Source organism: Pseudomonas sp. 22082 (assembly GCF_052046055.1).
Classification (GTDB): domain Bacteria; phylum Pseudomonadota; class Gammaproteobacteria; order Pseudomonadales; family Pseudomonadaceae; genus Aquipseudomonas; species Aquipseudomonas pharyngis.
On sequence record NZ_JBQEQB010000033.1, the window covers coordinates 20,830 to 37,374 of the forward strand.

16 protein-coding genes are annotated in these 16,545 nt (G+C 59.6%); 7 read left to right on the top strand and 9 right to left on the bottom strand.

Annotation, left to right across the window (positions count from 1 at the left end):
• Window position 1 precedes the first annotated feature (1 nt).
• The 3 genes from ACTJK9_RS27555 to phoB form a co-directional block, all read right to left on the bottom strand.
• On the bottom strand, window positions 2-1,342 hold the full coding sequence (locus ACTJK9_RS27555; protein ID WP_007954342.1) for a hemolysin family protein: 1,341 nt from the start codon (window positions 1,340-1,342) through the stop codon (window positions 2-4).
• A gap of 111 nt (window positions 1,343-1,453) precedes the next feature.
• Complete coding sequence (gene phoR / locus ACTJK9_RS27560) at window positions 1,454-2,740, bottom strand: phosphate regulon sensor histidine kinase PhoR (protein ID WP_236187695.1); 1,287 nt, start codon at window positions 2,738-2,740, stop codon at window positions 1,454-1,456.
• Between the two features lie 74 nt (window positions 2,741-2,814).
• Window positions 2,815-3,504 carry a phosphate regulon transcriptional regulator PhoB gene (gene phoB, locus ACTJK9_RS27565; protein WP_003229608.1) on the bottom strand — a complete coding sequence of 230 codons (690 nt, stop codon included), beginning with the start codon at window positions 3,502-3,504 and terminating at the stop codon, window positions 2,815-2,817.
• Between the two features lie 151 nt (window positions 3,505-3,655).
• Between phoB and ACTJK9_RS27570 the strand changes: the two genes are divergently transcribed.
• Complete coding sequence (locus ACTJK9_RS27570; RefSeq protein ID WP_007954346.1) at window positions 3,656-4,039, top strand: COG4315 family predicted lipoprotein; 384 nt, start codon at window positions 3,656-3,658, stop codon at window positions 4,037-4,039.
• Between the two features lie 113 nt (window positions 4,040-4,152).
• Here ACTJK9_RS27570 and ubiA read toward each other — a convergent pair whose 3' ends face one another.
• Window positions 4,153-5,043: a 4-hydroxybenzoate octaprenyltransferase gene (gene ubiA / locus ACTJK9_RS27575; RefSeq protein WP_440817485.1), complete on the bottom strand. Its 891-nt coding sequence runs from the start codon at window positions 5,041-5,043 to the stop codon at window positions 4,153-4,155.
• Window positions 5,043-5,594: a chorismate--pyruvate lyase family protein gene (locus ACTJK9_RS27580; RefSeq protein ID WP_085612417.1), complete on the bottom strand. Its 552-nt coding sequence runs from the start codon at window positions 5,592-5,594 to the stop codon at window positions 5,043-5,045. Before ACTJK9_RS27580 ends, ubiA begins: the two co-directional genes overlap by 1 nt.
• 199 nt (window positions 5,595-5,793) lie before the next feature.
• Between ACTJK9_RS27580 and ACTJK9_RS27585 the strand changes: the two genes are divergently transcribed.
• The 3 genes from ACTJK9_RS27585 (at window position 5,794) to ACTJK9_RS27595 (ending at window position 7,597) form a co-directional block, all read left to right on the top strand.
• Complete coding sequence (locus ACTJK9_RS27585) at window positions 5,794-5,961, top strand: rubredoxin (protein WP_007954349.1); 168 nt, start codon at window positions 5,794-5,796, stop codon at window positions 5,959-5,961.
• A gap of 21 nt (window positions 5,962-5,982) precedes the next feature.
• Window positions 5,983-7,131: an NAD(P)/FAD-dependent oxidoreductase gene (locus tag ACTJK9_RS27590; protein ID WP_440817488.1), complete on the top strand. Its 1,149-nt coding sequence runs from the start codon at window positions 5,983-5,985 to the stop codon at window positions 7,129-7,131.
• Window positions 7,132-7,321: 190 nt separating this feature from the next.
• Window positions 7,322-7,597, top strand: coding sequence for an HU family DNA-binding protein (locus ACTJK9_RS27595; protein WP_003213368.1), 276 nt, complete (start codon window positions 7,322-7,324; stop codon window positions 7,595-7,597).
• A gap of 99 nt (window positions 7,598-7,696) precedes the next feature.
• Here ACTJK9_RS27595 and ACTJK9_RS27600 read toward each other — a convergent pair whose 3' ends face one another.
• From ACTJK9_RS27600 to tssI, 4 genes are all read right to left on the bottom strand, one after another.
• Window positions 7,697-7,945 (bottom strand): hypothetical protein, encoded by a 249-nt coding sequence (locus tag ACTJK9_RS27600; protein ID WP_178076481.1) that lies wholly within the window; start codon window positions 7,943-7,945, stop codon window positions 7,697-7,699.
• Between the two features lie 257 nt (window positions 7,946-8,202).
• The gene (locus ACTJK9_RS27605; RefSeq protein WP_371857696.1) at window positions 8,203-8,874 is read right to left on the bottom strand and encodes a DUF2931 family protein; all 672 of its coding nucleotides are present in this window, start codon (window positions 8,872-8,874) and stop codon (window positions 8,203-8,205) included.
• A gap of 10 nt (window positions 8,875-8,884) precedes the next feature.
• Entirely contained in the window at window positions 8,885-9,115 is a 231-nt protein-coding gene (locus tag ACTJK9_RS27610; RefSeq protein WP_440817492.1) for a hypothetical protein, read from the bottom strand.
• Window positions 9,116-12,226, bottom strand: a complete 3,111-nt coding sequence (gene tssI, locus ACTJK9_RS27615) for a type VI secretion system tip protein TssI/VgrG (protein WP_440817495.1) — start codon at window positions 12,224-12,226, stop codon at window positions 9,116-9,118. It abuts the gene before it with no gap.
• 715 nt (window positions 12,227-12,941) lie between these two features.
• Here tssI and tssA point away from each other — a divergent pair.
• Genes tssA through tssC form a run of 3 tightly spaced genes read left to right on the top strand, consistent with a single transcriptional unit; the run spans window position 12,942 to window position 16,544 of the window.
• Window positions 12,942-14,504 carry a type VI secretion system protein TssA gene (gene tssA / locus ACTJK9_RS27620; RefSeq protein WP_440817498.1) on the top strand — a complete coding sequence of 521 codons (1,563 nt, stop codon included), beginning with the start codon at window positions 12,942-12,944 and terminating at the stop codon, window positions 14,502-14,504.
• Window positions 14,505-14,536: 32 nt separating this feature from the next.
• Complete coding sequence (gene tssB, locus ACTJK9_RS27625; protein WP_003229587.1) at window positions 14,537-15,040, top strand: type VI secretion system contractile sheath small subunit; 504 nt, start codon at window positions 14,537-14,539, stop codon at window positions 15,038-15,040.
• Between the two features lie 28 nt (window positions 15,041-15,068).
• On the top strand, window positions 15,069-16,544 hold the full coding sequence (gene tssC / locus ACTJK9_RS27630; protein WP_011336600.1) for a type VI secretion system contractile sheath large subunit: 1,476 nt from the start codon (window positions 15,069-15,071) through the stop codon (window positions 16,542-16,544).
• The last annotated feature ends 1 nt before the right edge of the window (window position 16,545 follow it).

Sequence of the window (16,545 nt, forward strand, 5' to 3'; positions counted from 1 at the left end):
GTCAGTCGAGCATCAGCACCTTGGCCAGAATGATCTTCGGACCTTTCATCTTCTTGATGATGATCCGCAGGCCTTCGACTTCCAGCACTTCTTCCTCTTCCGGCACCCGTTTCAGGGTTTCGTAGATCAGCCCGGCGAGGGTTTCGGCTTCGATGTGATCCAGGTCGATCCCCAGCAGGCGCTCGACCTTGAACAGCGGCGTATCGCCCCGAACCAGTAACTTGCCCGGCTGGTAGGCGAGGATGCCGCGCTCGGCCTTGCGGTGCTCATCCTGGATGTCGCCGACCAGTACTTCCAGCACGTCTTCCATGGTCAGGTAGCCGATGATGTTGCCGTCGGCCTCTTCGACCACAGCGAAGTGCGAGCCGCCCTTGCGGAACTGTTCCAGCAGCTGCGACAGCGGCATGTGCCGCGACACGCGCTCCAGTGGGCGGGTCAGTTCGGCGAGGTTGAACGACTCGGGAATGTGATCCAGCGCCGCCAGCTCCAGCAGCAGATCCTTGATGTGCAGCAGGCCGACGAATTCCTTGCGCTCGCTGTCGTATACCGGATAACGGCTGAACTTGTGGCGACGGAACATCGCCAGGATTTCTTTCAGCGGGGCGTTGAACTCGAGGGTGATCAGGTCTTCCCGGGAGTTGGCCCAGTCGACCACTTCCAGTTCGCCCATTTCCACCGCCGAGGCCAGCACACGCATGCCTTGGTCGCTCGGGTCCTGGCCACGGCTGGAGTGCAGGATCAGTTTCAGTTCTTCGCGGCTGTAATGGTGCTCGTGATGCGGGCCGGGCTCACCTTGACCCGCAATGCGCAGGATGGTGTTGGCGCTGGCGTTGAGCAGGTAGATCGCCGGGTACATGGCCCAGTAGAACAGGTACAGCGGCACCGCCGTCCACAGCGACAGCAGCTCGGGTTTGCGGATCGCCCAGGATTTGGGTGCGAGCTCGCCGACCACGATGTGCAGGTACGAAATGATGAAGAACGCGGTGAAGAACGAGATGCCTTTGACGACTTCCGCCGACTGCACGCCGACCGCGCTCAGCAGCGGCTCGAGAATGTGCGCGAACGCCGGCTCGCCGACCCAGCCCAGGCCCAGGGAGGCGAGGGTGATACCGAGCTGGCACGCCGAAAGGTAAGCATCGAGCTGACTGTGCACCGTGCGCAGGATGTGCCCGCGCCAGCCGTGCTGCTCAGCGATGGCTTCGACCCGGGTCGAGCGCAGTTTGACCATGGCGAATTCCGCCGCAACGAAGAAGCCGTTGAGCAGAACCAGGATCAGAGCGAAAAGAATCATGCCGAAATCGGCGAATATTGTTGCGAGGGACAAGCCAGGGGAAGGGTCCATGATGGAGTTTTGCGGGTTCCGTGTGATTCGAAAGAAAGAAAAATCCGCACCTGAAAGGCAGGCGCAAGTCAGCCAATGTAGCGGCTGACCTGGCGATTGCCTAGTCCGGCATTACTCAGCGGCGCTGATGACCCGTGCCTGAGCGACCTGGGCCGGGGCGAAATGGCAGGTGAAGGTGCTGCCATGACCGGGCACGCTGCTGATTTCCATCCGGGCGCGATGGCGCAGCAGTACGTGTTTGACGATGGCCAGGCCCAGGCCCGTGCCGCCGGTGTTGGAGTTGCGGCTGGAGTCGACGCGGTAGAAGCGTTCGGTCAGGCGCGGCAGGTGTTTGCTGTCGATGCCGATCCCGGAATCCTGCACGCTCAGATGCGCGCCCTGATCGTCGCCCCACCAGCGGATGCGGATATTGCCCTCGGCCGGGGTGTATTTGACGGCGTTGAACACCAGGTTGGAAAACGCACTGCGCAGTTCCGCCTCGCTGCCCTTGAGCAGGATGCGGGTGTCGGCTTCCAGGGTGATGCGCTGATTCTTCGAGCCGGACAACTGCTGCGCGTCGCTCTTGATCGACTGCAACAGGGTGTCGATGTGCACCGGCTGGTTGTCCGACGGGTAATCGGTGGCTTCCAGTTTGGCCAGCAGCAGTAAATCGTTGAGCAAGGTCTGCATGCGTCCGCCCTGTTGCTGCATCTGCTGCAGGGCGCGGCTCCAGCGCGGGTTCACTTCCTCGACGTTGTCGAGCAGGGTTTCCAGGTAGCCGCAGATCACCGTCAGCGGGGTGCGCAGCTCGTGGGAGACGTTGGCGATGAAGTCCTTGCGCATCTGTTCCAGCTGATGGATGCGCGTGACATCGCGGACCAGCATCAGGTGTTCGTTGTTGCCGTACCGCGTGAGGTACAGCTGGATGCGTACGCGATCGTTGGTGGGCGAAGGGATTTCCAGCGGTTCGGCGTAGCTTTCCTGCTCGAAGTATTCCTTGAAGCGCGGATGGCGAACCAGATTGGTCACCGGTTGGCCGCTGTCCTGCGGGGTTTTCAAGCCGAGCAGGGTTTCGGCGGCGCGGTTCCACCATTCCAGGTTGCCGTCGCTGTCGAGCATGATCACCGCGTCTTTCAGCGCAGCGGTGGACTCCTGAACGCGGTCGATCACCGCTTGCAGGCGTCCGCGTACCCGTTGGTCGCGGCGTTGCAGGTGGTAGATGCTGTCGAACACCTCGCCCCACAGGCCGTAGCCGTCGGGCGGTGCTTCATCGGGTTGGTGCAGGCGCAGCCATTCGTGCAGGCGCAGCAGTTGCTTGAGCGTCCAGGCCAGGTACAGGCCCAGGCCCGCCGCCAGGCTCCAGCCGTAGTAGCCGGTGATCAGGCCGATCACCAGGCAGCCGGTGACCAGCAACAGCATGTGGCGAATCAGGGTGCCATGCCAGTTTTGGTTCACGGAAAATGCGGTCCTTGTCTACGGTGAGGGCGCTCGGCTCAGGCCTTGGTGGAGAACCGGTAGCCGGTGCCGCGCACGGTTTGTACCAGATTTTCGTAGGCATCGCCGAGGGCCTTGCGCAGGCGCCGGATGTGCACGTCGACGGTGCGCTCTTCAACATAGACGTTGCCGCCCCAGACCTGATCCAGCAACTGGCCACGGGTGTAGGCGCGCTCCTGGTGGGTCATGAAGAATTGCAGCAGACGGTATTCGGTCGGGCCCATCTCGGCCGGGCGGCCGTCGATGGTCACGCGATGGCTGATCGGGTCGAGCAGCAGGCCGCCGACTTCGATCGGCGCTTCGCCATCGGTCGGGCCGGCGCGACGCAGCACAGCCTTGAGGCGTGCGACCAGTTCGCGTGGGGAAAACGGTTTGGTGATGTAGTCGTCGGCGCCGACTTCCAGACCCTGGATCTTGTTGTCCTCTTCGCCCTTGGCGGTGAGCATGATGATCGGGATGTCCCCGGTCAGCTCGTCACGCTTGAGGCGGCGGGCCAGCTCGATGCCGGAGGTGCCGGGCAGCATCCAGTCGAGCAGGATCAGGTCCGGCTTGCGGTCGACGATGATGGCGTGGGCCTGCTGCGAGTTCTCTGCCTCGAGGCAGTCATAGCCGGCCATTTCCAACGCAACGGCGATCATTTCGCGAATGGGCGCTTCGTCGTCGACGATCAGAATGCTCCTGCCAACCATGCCTTAATCCTCTTGTCATTTAACTGTCTTGCGCCGCATTAGATAACGGAATTATTGCAGTCGTGTGACAGTATTTTAGTCCGGCGGCGATTGTGCGAATCCTGAACTAAGCTTTAAGTCCGAATCCTGACAACCACAAGAGAAGGTTTCCATGACTCAAATGACTGCTTCCTTTAAGGCTTTGCTGATGGCTGCCGCCCTGACCTTGCCTGGACTGGCGATGGCGGCCGAGCCGGCCATGATGAAAGACGGCATGATGGTCGACCACAAGGGCATGACGCTTTACACGTTCGACAAGGACAGTGGCGGCAAGTCGATGTGCAACGGCGACTGCGCCAAGAACTGGCCGCCGTTGATGGCGCCGGCAGATGCCAAGGCTGAAGGTAAATGGACAGTCATCAAACGCGATGACGGCATGATGCAGTACGCCTACGACGGCAAGCCGCTGTACACCTTCGTGAAAGATGCCAAGCCGGGCGATATGACCGGCGACAAGATGAAGGACGTGTGGCACGTGGTTCACGAGCACAAATAAACGCAAATCCCCTGTGGGAGCGGGCTTGCTCGCGAAGGCGTCTTTTCAGTCAGCCTATGTGGCAACTGACCCAACGCTTTCGCGAGCAAGCTCGCTCCCACAGGTTTTGTGTTTCAGCGCAACGCGTAATCCAGCACGATCCCGATGAAAATCGCCAGCCCGGCCCAGTGGTTGTGCAGGAACGCCTTGAAGCAACGCATCCGGTCCCGGTCGCGGGTGTACCAGAATTCCCAGGCGTAGCACCCGGCGGCTACCAGCAAGCCGAGGTGGAACCAGATTCCCAGCTCGAATTTCGACCCCGCCAGCACCAGACAGCCCAGCGACAGCGCCTGCAAGGTCAGGATGATCGCCCGGTCTGCATCGCCGAACAGGATCGCCGTGGATTTCACGCCGATCTTCAGGTCATCGTCGCGGTCGGTCATCGCGTAATAAGTGTCGTAGCCCACCGTCCACAGCAGATTGGCGATCCACAGCAGCCAGGCGGTGGCCGGCAGCTCACCGGTTTCGGCGGTGAACGCCATCGGCATGCCCCAGGAGAACGCCGCGCCCAGCACCACTTGCGGGTAATAGGTGTAACGCTTCATGAACGGATAAGTGAACGCCAGCGCCAGACCGCCCAGCGACAGCCAGATGGTCGCGGCGTTGGTGCACAGCACCAGCAGGAAACTCACGCCCATCAGCAGCGCGAAGAACACCAGCGCCTCTTTCGAACTGATCCTGCCGGCAGCAATAGGTCGCTGCGCAGTGCGTTTGACGTGGCCGTCGACCTTGCGGTCGGCCCAGTCATTGATCACGCAACCCCCGGCGCGGGTCAGGATCACGCCGAGGACGAAAATCACGATGTTGGCCAGCGATGGCGAGCCTTTACCGGCAATCCACAGGGCCCAGAGCGTCGGCCACAGCAGCAGGTAAATGCCGATCGGCTTGTCCATCCGCGTCAGCTGGATGAAGTCCCAGGCGCGCGGGTTCAAGCGATTCAGGGATTTGAGCAGGCTTTGGTACATCAGCAGTTCTCCGGACGGGCGCGGACAGCTTCCCACAGCGCAGGCAGGAAAATCTCCGCCACCAGTACGCTCAAGGCGCCACGGTCGAACCGCGAGCGCCGTCCCCACAGGCCGGCAGCCTGGGAGCCTTCCGGCAACCAGTGTTTCGGGTAATGGCAGACTTCGATGGCGCGACGCTGGAAGGCGTGATCGCAAAACAGCAGTTCGCCCAGCGAGCGGCTGCCCAGTTCATCCATGTGCAAGCCGTCGCCCTGCAAGGCACTGCGCGACGCCACGCTGCGGGCGAACACCCAGGCCTCGCCATGCCCGCGCAGATACACCTCGCGCACCCAGCCCTCGCTGCCTTCGGCCAGGTCCAGCGCGGCGCATTCGTCGTCGCGCAGGGTCTGCCAGCCTTCGAACAGCGGCGTGACGCTGAAGCCGTCATCGGACAGGCGCGTCAGCCGGCGGGTCAGGGAGCCTTCATCGAACAGCCAGTCGAGCGTGGATGTGTCGGGGAGGGGTGTCAGTTCGCTTTGCGGGCGCCACAGCGGAGCGTTTGTGTGTTGCACAATGAGTCATTATTGGCAGCAAATGAGGCGGCGAGCTTACCATGGCGAGCCGCGAGTTTGATTGATCCGGGTCGCCGCTGCGCCGAACAGGCTTGCATCTGCCCGGCCCGATCAGTACAAAACGCCCTGAGCCGGACGGCAACGCTGCACCATCGACCGTCCGCGCCGGCTAAAGCCTGAACCCTGAGGAAGTACCTGAATGAAAAAGTGGCAATGTGTGGTCTGCGGCCTGATCTACAACGAAGCCGACGGCTGGCCGGATGACGGCATTGCGCCGGGCACCCTGTGGCAGGACGTGCCGGAAGACTGGCTGTGCCCGGACTGCGGCGTCGGCAAGATGGACTTCGAAATGATCGAAATCAACTGAGAAAACACTGAGGAGTAGGGCATGAGCGCACCTGTCGTCATCATTGGCACCGGGCTTGCGGGTTACAACCTGGCCCGCGAGTTTCGCAAACTCGATGGCGAAACCCCGTTGCTGCTGATTACCGCCGATGACGGTCGCTCCTACTCCAAGCCGATGCTCTCCACCGGTTTCGGCAAGAACAAGGACGCCGACGGCTTGAGCATGGCCGAGCCGGGCGCGATGGCCGAGCAGTTGAAGGCCGAGATCCGCACCCATACCCGCATCAGCGGCATCGATCCGGGCCACAAGCGGCTGTGGATCGGTGAGGAAGCGGTGAGCTATCGCGACTTGATCCTCGCCTGGGGCGCGGAAACCGTGCGTGTGCCGATCGAAGGCGACGGCGGGGATCTGGTGTTCCCGATCAACGATCTCGAAGACTACGTGCGCTTTCGCGCGGCGGCCGCCGGCAAGCGTCGGGTGCTGTTGCTCGGTGCCGGGCTGATCGGCTGCGAGTTCGCCAACGACCTGATTCTGGGTGGCTACGAGGTGCAACTGGTTGCACCGTGCGAGCAGGTGATGCCGACCCTGCTGCATCCCGCTGCGGCGGCTGCGGTGCAGGCCGGGCTGGAAAGCCTCGGTGCACGTTTCCACCTCGGCCCGGTGCTGACCCGCCTGCAAAAAGTCGCTGATGGGCTGGAAGCGCACCTGTCCGACGGTCAGGTTGTCCCGTGCGATGTGGTGGTCTCGGCCATCGGCCTGCGCCCGCGGATCGATCTGGCGGCGGCCGCCGGCATCCAGACCAATCGCGGCGTGGTGGTCGACCGTCATCTGCAAACCTCGCACGCCAACATTTACGCTTTGGGCGACTGCGCCGAGGTCGACGGGCTGAATCTTCTGTACGTCATGCCCCTCATGAGTTGTGCGCGAGCGCTGGCACAGACCCTGGCCGGCAACCCGACCATGGTGAACTACGGACCGATGCCGATCACCGTAAAAACCCCGGTCTGCCCGCTGGTGGTTTCCCCGCCGCCACGGGGCCGCGAAGGCGTCTGGACGGTCGAAGGGCAGGGCGCTGACATCAAGGTGCTGTGCCACGACGCCGAAGGGCAATTGCTCGGTTATGCCCTGACCGGCACGGCGGTGATAGAAAAACTTGCGCTGAACAAACAGCTTCCGGCCTTGCTGGCGTAAATACCGGTCGTTCTGTCGGAATCACCCCGCTTTTGCCCCCACAAAGGTCGCGGGGAGACTGGCGCCGCCCTTATCCGCGTGCCATCCTCACTCCCGTCTGCCGCAGAGTAGAGCCTGCGGCGCCTTGGGCGCTGTTCCAACGAGAACAGCACGGACATAACAACAAAAAACCGTCAAAGGGGCTTCACTAATGCGTAAACCAGAACTCGCCGCTGCAATCGCTGAAAAAGCGGATCTGACCAAAGAGCAGGCCAACCGCGTTCTCAACGCCGTTCTCGAAGAAATCACCGGCGCCCTGCACCGCAAGGACAGCGTCACGCTGGTGGGCTTCGGCACCTTCCTGCAACGCCACCGCGGTGCCCGCACCGGCAAAAACCCGCAGACCGGTGAACCGGTGAAGATCAAGGCCAGCAACACTGTAGCGTTCAAGCCAGGCAAATCGTTGAAAGACAGCGTCAATCCATAATGGCGGTAAACGCCCGGTCAGCCGGGCGCGCTGCATGAAAAATGGGCATACCGATTGCGGTCGGATGCCCATTTTTTGTGCTCGATGATTTCGTCCGGATCAGCCATAGGTAGCCAATACCATCCTGGCAAACTCTTTCTTGCTTGCCTGAGGTCCATACTGTTTCAGGTAATCGCGCCATTCAGACTCCAGTATGGGACCTTCATGAACGCCGTCAGTTGCCAGATGCGCTGCAGCATCATCTATCAAGGCCTGGGTGTAGTGTTTCGACGGACCGTCGTCACTGGCCTCTGAGGTTGTAATGATCGGCCTGACCGTTGTGTAGAGAAAACCAATCCCAGTCAGCATTGAGAATTCGAGGGGACCGCCGTTTACTGCGCATCCAAACCCAACACAGCCTTCAGCTCGAACGGAGATATTTACCGCGAGAGTTACCACGACAACCCAACAATATTTGCGGAGAAGTCCTGATCTATCATGGAGTCGATCTGTCATGAATGCGGTGCCTTTTCTTGCTACGGTTAAATAGTACAAAGCTTCTTAATCTGGATGGCATCTAGCTTGTCGAGGTATCGATGACATGACGACGAAGGCTCTTGCGGGCTTCACCAACTGTTATATGGGATACCGTATTTTTCGATGTAGGCCTTGGATTCCTCATGGAGCTGTCGATGTCTTCCGTTGGACCTCCCATCGTAGGGGCCTTTGGGGTTGATCGTGGCCTGGACTCGCATGATTTCAGTTGACCGAAGACACTGGCCGCCCAGCCAGACCTTGGCGATGCCGCCGGGCACAAGGCCAATGATCACCATGTTTCGGTAATCCGTGATCCATTTGCCGTCTGCCCCACAGAAAGCTTTTTCACTCTTGAGCATAACTTGGCGCGCCGACTCCGGAATCTCTATGTAGGCTTCGTAGGTTTGCGGCTCGGCCATGGATTGCCAGCGCACGTAGACCAGACGTGGCAGTGCGGCGCCCGTGACATATCGGCCTTTGCCTACGGGATGTTCCGGCCACCCAATTGGTTTCCCCCGGAACTTGGTGGGTACACCTTTACTGAGTGGCCGAGGGTAGGAAATGGCCGGAATTCCAAAGGCTGCGCCTCGAAACACGCGCTTGTTGACGTCCACAACGTCGGCAGTTTCGATCCAGACCTCCATGTAATCGGGAGCAAAAAATCTGAGCATCCAGCCGTCGTAAGGCAGTGATTTTCTGTCGGCGAACGCGCAGCCGCCCAGCAAAACAGCCAATGTCAGAGCGAAGACAATCTTGAGCATGTACGAGTTCTCACGCATTGGGGTGCACCACACGAGCGGACTTGTCGGCGGGGCGATTGATAAACAGGATGTTCAGCCCGGATTCGTTGAGTCCTTTCGCAGCATTCCAGTTGGATGACAGATGAATGTAGTGTTGCGCGAGTAACGCTTGCTCGTTCAGGCTCAGATCGATAGTGCGGGTTTCGCCCAGCGCATAAGTCATCAGTTTCTTGGCGATATCTTTCAGCTCTTCTGGTAACACCTATTTCTGATCTTCTTCATCAATTGTCTGGAACTCGACCCCGTGCCTGGTCGCCAACTCCCGCATGATTCGCAGGTAAATCAGGGACAGGTCATTGCGCACGACTCGTTCGCTGTAGACCGCTGCATAGACATTTTTTGATTTGCGCCGATCACCCTTGACGTTGCTGGCCGTTTCCACCGCCCAGGTTTTGACTTGAAGCGTCAGTCCATAGAAATGCAGTTGGTCCTGAAGCCTGCCGAGTTCTTGCTCGGCCAATCGATAAGCGTTGGTCGAAGACGAAGGGGTATTAAAGTCCACGTCGCGACTGCAGCGCGGCTTGCTCAGCAGTACCCGTTCGACAAGATTCGGTAAGTATCCGCCGCCCAGATCGGAGTGGACGCCCGGCAACACAATGTCGGCGTTTCCGGCGCTGTTGAGCGAAAAGTTGTGGCGGCGTTCGTCCCGGGCAACCAGGTGCACAACTTTCTTTGCAATGTCCGGCGCCAGATACAGATTGACGCCGGGGTTGTTGGCGTCATGGACGCTGAAATCGCCGTCAGCCATGCTGCCTATGGCGGCAGCGGTGTCGAAGATGCCGATGAAGTTGATGCTGACGTCAATGTTCGTCCGCCAAGTGAAACCCTCAAGGAACAATGACGAGTTTGCCGGTATTAACTGTGCCAGTGGACTTTGTTCGCCTTTCATCACTTCATTGGCAAAATTCCTCGCGGCAGCCGCGCCGCGACTGAAGCCGAAGATGTCGAACTGAACTGTCTTAACCTTCCGGATTGGGTTTTCCGACTTGAAAATATCAATTCCTTCAAAGATGCGCGCTCGGCTCTGTTTGACTTTCGCCAATACACCTTGTGCACCTGTGCCGGTCATCTGCGAAAAAACCGAGTCGTCCTGATTGGTGCTTGTACCGATGCCATCAAGATAGATCGGGATGTACGCGATAGTTTCGTCCTCAGATAGTTGCCGGTTCTGATCATCTCTATACAACCCATACAACTTCGCCACATTGCTCGCATCATTCCCATAACTGTTATCCGGCACATTGCCCTGTCCGTCATACCCATGCATCTGGCAGAACTGTCGAATGTCCTCGGCTTCCTCCTCAAGATTCACATCCCGCGCATAGCAGCCCTTCACCTGTTCGCTGTTGAACAGATTGTTCCCCGTCCCATCGAAAAACACGCCGATCCGCAAGGTGATGCCAGCAGGTAACTCGTCTTCCAGTTCGACCTCTTCCTCCTCTTCTTCGAGTTCTCCTTCCTCCGCTGCTTGAGTGGAAGCAGTTGCTGGTCCTGCGGCCAAGGCACCCGCCATCGCGGCTTCTGGATGATCAGCGGCTCCGCTGGCGGACGTCTTTCCACTCGCCACCATCTCGGTACTGCTGAAGATCCCGCCGCTGTCGATCACGATGTGGTGACTGCCCGCCTTCAGCGTGATGCTGGCGCCGGCCTCCAGCACTACGCTGGCGCCGGCCTTGATCTGCACCTGCTGGCCCGCCTCGACGGTGATGATTTTCCCGGCCGTCGTCTGGCTACTGCCCTGGATGCTTTCCCATCGATCGCGCCCGACCGCCAGCCGGCTGTCATGGAGAACCTGCCGCTCCATGTCGCGCTGGGCGCGCAGGTAAACCAGTTCCTGACCGGCGCGGTCTTCAATCGTCAATTCGCTGTAGCCGCCGGTGTCAGGCGAGCTGCGACTGCGCAACACGGTTCGGGTCTTGTGCTCGGGAAGTTTGTAGGGTGCAGGGGTGACCTTGTTGATCACGCAGCCGGTAATCAGCGGCTTGTCGGGATCACCTTCCACGAAGGTCACCACCACTTCCATTCCGATGCGGGGGAGGGTGATGGCACCGAAACCGTTGCCGGCCCAACTCGACGACACCCGCACCCAGCAACTGCTGCGCTCACTGTTTAATTCGGCTCGGTCCCAGTGGAATTCGACTTTTACGCGACCGAACTCATCGCAGTAGATCTCTTCCTCTTTGGGGCCGGTTACTCGAGCGGTCTGGCTGACCAGCGGTGACCGGCGTGCGGGCAGTGGCGGGCGGAACACTACTTCGGCAGGAATCGCGCGGAAGGTGTTGCGATAGCCTTGGGTAAAACCGTCCGCCGATTGAGTTTCGCTGCTGGCCGACTCCTCCAGAACTTGCGGCTGCCGTCCGGTGTGGGTGACACCGAGCAGCAGCCACAGACCGTTGTATTTCTGACGAGGGTGTTCGGTCAGTTCAAGCAGATGGCCACAGCGCAGGGTCGGTTGGTTGCTTTGACCCTCGACCAATTCATAGTCGGCGCGATGGCGTTCCAGAGCCTGACGGGCCAGCTGCTTGCCGCGCTTTTCGTTCTCCAGCAGCAGCGGGTATCGGTAGTCCTCAAGTGTCGGCGTGAATCCGGCGCTGAAGCGGCTTTCGAGTAAAAGCGTCGGTCGCCTCAGGTCATAGTCGCGTCGCGTGACCCGGCTTGTCCGAGCGGCGGCGCGCAAGGAAAACCTGCTGACCACCGGATATTCCGGGACCATCCCGCTATCCCGGCGATAGGGTGTGGCGCGCAAAGTCGGGAGGAACACCGCGTCATCGGTGAACACCAGCAAATGGCCTTGCGCGGAGTGCTGGTGATGCCAGGCGATGCCCTCTTCGGCACACAAGCGCTGAATGAACTCGAAATCACTTTCGCCGTATTGGGTGCAGTACTCCCGTGCCGCGAGGGGCTGGACATGAAAGGTGAACGCATCGGCGAGGATGCCATGTCGTTTGAGCGTTAGCGTGATGATCTGCGGGACAGTCTGCTCCTGGTATATCCGTTGATTGTGACTGAACTGCAAATAGTGGAGGCTCGGCACCAGTGTCAGGCGATAGCGGGTCAGGCGTTTTTCCGACTCACCCGCCAACACATCTTCGATGCGCCCGTGAATGCCTTCGCCGTTGAGGCCGAACTGCAGGAAGGCAGGCTGACTGAGCAAGCCTTCCATATCGAAGTCGGGGTCTTCACTGACCAGTTCGATGTGGAGGGAGTAAAGGGTACTGATGGTCTCGGTGCCTTCGAAGGCCAGCACCTTGAAATCGTTGCGAACGGCAGGAATCTGCAGCGCAAAGTGCGCAGAACTGACAGCTCCAGGCATACGCTTGTCCTTAAGCAGAGAGGGGAAGACGGCGTGATGTCGAAACCCTCCCTGGTCAGCGCACGCGAACATTGGCCGGCACGCTAACAAGGTGTTAAACAGATTTATGTAAGAAGGATCGCTTGTTTAAGTCGGAGCTTTCCGGGTTGTAAAACAACGTAGAAATTGTGGGAAATGGCTGTGAGAAAGTGACGGCGAATGATTGGAATCCTGCGTAATAGTCTTATGCAGGCAAGGATTCAGGACTATTAAACATATAAATGCCATCAAATTGATGGCACTTTTAATGGTGTCTGTTGTCGCCAGTCATTTGTTAATAAAAGGCGGTGTATTTTCGGAAGCGTCCTACTTCAAATTTTTTCGGGGTTTGTCATGCTTTCGCCGCTTACTTGTGGAACGAGCGTGCAGATGTTCTCGATGCCGCGTGCCGGCCGCTCTGGACCAATGCTTTCGGAATGGATACGCGAAAAAGTGAAATATAAAGGGACATCAGGGAAACCCCTGTCACATATAGGGCGATCTCCTACACCGCCCAATGAACAGTTCGTCTTGTTGTTTAAACGGATGCTTGCTAGTGGCCATCATAGTGATTACGATGCGCGCACTTGAAAGAGCAAACACTCAATTGGATGAGTCTTCCGACTGCTCTTCGATACTGTCCCGCGCCGCTGCAACTCCAATAGGCGCACGACCGTAATCCTGATAAAGGCCATGGATGTCCTACTCAAGCAAACTTTCCGCCCATTACCTCGAACTCGCTAAAGTCTCTGTTTCCAAAGAGAATTTTGCGGGCGAAGACGTTCGTTTCTCGAGCGAATTCGAGGCCCTGGAAAGCGAGCTGGCCAAAGCCTCGTCGATGCACGAAAGCGGGCAGATCGACTGGCTGAAAATTCGCGAAAACAGCGAAAACCTCCTGCGTACCCAATCCAAGGATTTACGTGTCGGCGCCTGGCTGACCTGGTCGCTGTACCAGCGTGAATCCTTCCCCGGCCTGCTGGCCGGCCTCGGTTTTCTGCACCATTTGTCGGAAAACCACTGGGCCGAGGTTCACCCGCTCAAACCCCGCACCCGGGCCGCCGCCATCGGCTGGCTGGTGCCGCGTCTTGAGCAGGTCATCACCGAGAACATCGCGATCAAGGAACAGCTGCCGATGTTCCGGCAGTTGTCCGAGCATCTGTCCGGTCTCGACGCCGCCTGCACCGAGCATCTGGGCGATGATGCGCCGCTGCTGCTGCCGCTCTCCCGCCGCCTGAAAACCATGATCCAGCGCGCCGCCGACAACCAGCCGGCACCCGGTGTGGTGGGGGCGGCGGTGGCGCAGGTCAAGCAGGCCGCCAGCCAGTTGCTGGCGCCCGGCGCGCCGATCGACAACGAGAAAGAAGCCCACAAGGCCCTGCGCGCCCAGCAGGAAAGCGCCCGCCCGCTGTGCGCCTGGTGGCTCAAGCAGAAAGCCACCGACCTGCGCGCCCTGCGCCTCAACCGCACCTTGCTGTGGATGACGATCGACGCGGTGCCCGAGCGCAACGCCGAGCAGATCACCGTGCTGCGCGGGTTGCCGGTGGACAAGCTCAAGCAGTATCAGGACCGTTTCGATCAGGGCAAATACGCCGACCTGCTGGTGGAACTGGAGGCGAGCCTGGCGAAGGCGCCGTTCTGGTTCGATGGCCAGAGGATGGTCTGGGAATGTCTCCAGAACCTCAACGCCGAGCTGGCCATGCGCGAAGTGGAAATCCACTTCGCGCTTTTGATTCAACGCCTGCCCGGCATCATCGAGCTGCGTTTCCATGACGGCGCGCCGTTCGCCGATCCGTCCACCCGGGCGTGGATCGCCGGCAACGTCATGCCGCACCTGCAAAGCGCCAGCGCGCCGCGCAAGGTCGAGACCGAGAACGCCGAAACCCAGCCGGCCTGGGAAAAGGCCCTCGAAGAAGTCCAGCCGATCCTGCGCAAGGAAGGCCTCAAGCCCGCAGTTCAGCTCCTCAAGCAGGGCCTGCAATCGGCGCACGGCGGCCGCGAACGCTTCTTCTGGCAGTTCGCCCTCGCGCGGCTGTGTTTCCTGGCCAAGAAATACGAGCTGGCCAAGAACCAGCTCGAAACCCTCGATCAGACATTACAGGACTCAGGTCTGCACGCCTGGGAGCCCGATCTTGCATTGGAAGTGCTGCACCTGCTGCACAGTTGCTGCGAGTTGTTACCGCAGAACCATGCCGTACGTGAACGCAAGGAAGAGATTTATCGCAGGCTGTGCCACCTCGACCTCGAAGTGGTACTCGAATAGGCCCCAGGGCCACAACCGCAAGGAGAAAAGCCATGGCCAAAGAAGGCTCGGTAGCCCCCAAGGAACGCATCAACGTCACCTTCAAACCCGCCACCGGCGGTGCTCAGGAAGAGATTGAACTGCCGCTGAAGCTGCTGGCAATCGGTGACTACACCCACCGCAAGGACGATCGCAAGATCGAGGATCGCAAGCCGATCAGCATCGACAAGATGACCTTCGACGAAGTGCTGGCCAAGCAAGAGCTGGGTCTGACGCTGAGCGTGCCGAACCGTCTGCAGGAAGATGGCGAGGCCGACGAGCTGGCTGTGCAACTGCGCGTCAACTCCATGAAGGACTTCAACCCGGCCAGTCTGGTCGAGCAAGTGCCCGAGCTGAAAAAACTGATGGAACTGCGCGACGCGCTGGTGGCCCTCAAAGGCCCGCTGGGTAACGCACCTGCGTTCCGTAAAGCCATCGAAGGCGTGCTCGCCGACGATGAATCCCGCGGTCGCGTACTCGGTGAGCTGGGCCTGAACGCCGCAGCTCCGGACGCTTGAGACTCCAGCAGCCAAGGAAGCCAACACAATGAGCACTAGCGCAGCACAACAGAACGCCGCAGAAAACGGCGAATACAGCATCCTCGACAGCATCATCGCCGAAACCCGCCTGACGCCGGACGACGAAGCCTACGACATCGCCAAGCGCGGTGTGTCGGCGTTCATCGAAGAGCTGCTCAAGCCGCAGAACAACGGTGAGCCGGTCAAGAAAGCCATGGTTGACCGCATGATCGCCGAGATCGATGCCAAGCTCAGCCGTCAGATGGACGAAATCCTGCACCACCCGGACTTCCAGGCCCTGGAATCGTCGTGGCGTGGGCTGCAACTGCTGGTCGACCGCACCAACTTCCGCGAAAACATCAAGATCGAAATCCTCAACGTCTCCAAAGAAGACCTGCTGGACGATTTCGAAGACTCGCCGGAAGTCATGCAGTCGGGCCTGTACAAGCACATCTACACCGCTGAATACGGCCAGTTCGGTGGTCAGCCGGTTGGCGCGATCATTGCCAACTACTACATGTCCCCAAGCTCGCCGGACGTGAAGCTGATGCAGTACGTGTCCAGCGTAGCCTGCATGTCCCACGCACCGTTCATCGCCGCCGCCGGCCCGAAATTCTTCGGCCTGGAAAGCTTCACCGGTCTGCCGGACCTGAAGGATCTGAAAGATCACTTCGAAGGCCCGCAATTCGCCAAATGGCAGAGCTTCCGTACCTCGGAAGACTCCCGCTACGTTGGTCTGACCGTGCCGCGTTTCCTGCTGCGTAACCCGTACGACCCGGAAGAAAACCCGGTCAAATCGTTCGTGTACAAGGAAAACGTTGCCAACAGCCACGAGCACTACCTGTGGGGCAACACCGCTTACGCGTTCGGCACCAAGCTGACCGACAGCTTCGCCAAATTCCGCTGGTGCCCGAACATCATCGGCCCACAGAGCGGCGGCGCGGTTGAAGACCTGCCTCTGCACCACTTCGAAAGCATGGGCGAAATCGAAACCAAGATTCCTACCGAGGTTCTGGTTTCCGACCGTCGTGAATACGAACTGGCCGAGGAAGGCTTCATCTCCCTGACCATGCGTAAAGGCTCCGACAACGCGGCGTTCTTCTCCGCAAGCTCGGTGCAGAAGCCGAAGTTCTTCGGCATCAGCGCAGAAGGCAAGGCTGCAGAGCTGAACTACAAACTCGGCACCCAACTGCCGTACATGATGATCGTCAACCGCCTGGCTCACTACCTGAAAGTGCTGCAGCGCGAGCAACTCGGTTCGTGGAAAGAGCGTACCGACCTCGAGCTGGAACTGAACAAGTGGATCCGCCAGTACGTGGCCGACCAGGAAAACCCGAGTGCCGAAGTGCGTGGCCGTCGTCCGCTGCGCGCTGCGCAAGTGATCGTCAGCGACGTTGAAGGCGAGCCGGGCTGGTACCGCGTCAGCCTGAACGTGCGTCCGCACTTCAAGTACATGGGTGCCGATTTCACCCTGTCGCTGGTTGGCAAGCTGGACAAAGAGTAAG

Excerpts from the sequence above, each read along its gene's own strand:
- ACTJK9_RS27555 (WP_007954342.1), bottom strand. The coding sequence starts at position 1,342 with ATGGACCCTTCCCCTGGCTTGTCCCTCGCAACAATATTCGCCGATTTC.
- phoR (WP_236187695.1), bottom strand. The coding sequence starts at position 2,740 with ATGCTGTTGCTGGTCACCGGCTGCCTGGTGATCGGCCTGATCACCGGC.
- phoB (WP_003229608.1), bottom strand. The coding sequence starts at position 3,504 with ATGGTTGGCAGGAGCATTCTGATCGTCGACGACGAAGCGCCCATTCGC.
- ACTJK9_RS27570 (WP_007954346.1), top strand. The coding sequence starts at position 3,656 with ATGACTCAAATGACTGCTTCCTTTAAGGCTTTGCTGATGGCTGCCGCC.
- ubiA (WP_440817485.1), bottom strand. The coding sequence starts at position 5,043 with ATGTACCAAAGCCTGCTCAAATCCCTGAATCGCTTGAACCCGCGCGCC.
- ACTJK9_RS27585 (WP_007954349.1), top strand. The coding sequence starts at position 5,794 with ATGAAAAAGTGGCAATGTGTGGTCTGCGGCCTGATCTACAACGAAGCC.
- ACTJK9_RS27590 (WP_440817488.1), top strand. The coding sequence starts at position 5,983 with ATGAGCGCACCTGTCGTCATCATTGGCACCGGGCTTGCGGGTTACAAC.
- ACTJK9_RS27595 (WP_003213368.1), top strand. The coding sequence starts at position 7,322 with ATGCGTAAACCAGAACTCGCCGCTGCAATCGCTGAAAAAGCGGATCTG.
- ACTJK9_RS27600 (WP_178076481.1), bottom strand. The coding sequence starts at position 7,945 with ATGCTGACTGGGATTGGTTTTCTCTACACAACGGTCAGGCCGATCATT.
- ACTJK9_RS27605 (WP_371857696.1), bottom strand. The coding sequence starts at position 8,874 with ATGCTCAAGATTGTCTTCGCTCTGACATTGGCTGTTTTGCTGGGCGGC.
- tssI (WP_440817495.1), bottom strand. The coding sequence starts at position 12,226 with ATGCCTGGAGCTGTCAGTTCTGCGCACTTTGCGCTGCAGATTCCTGCC.
- tssA (WP_440817498.1), top strand. The coding sequence starts at position 12,942 with ATGTCCTACTCAAGCAAACTTTCCGCCCATTACCTCGAACTCGCTAAA.
- tssB (WP_003229587.1), top strand. The coding sequence starts at position 14,537 with ATGGCCAAAGAAGGCTCGGTAGCCCCCAAGGAACGCATCAACGTCACC.
- tssC (WP_011336600.1), top strand. The coding sequence starts at position 15,069 with ATGAGCACTAGCGCAGCACAACAGAACGCCGCAGAAAACGGCGAATAC.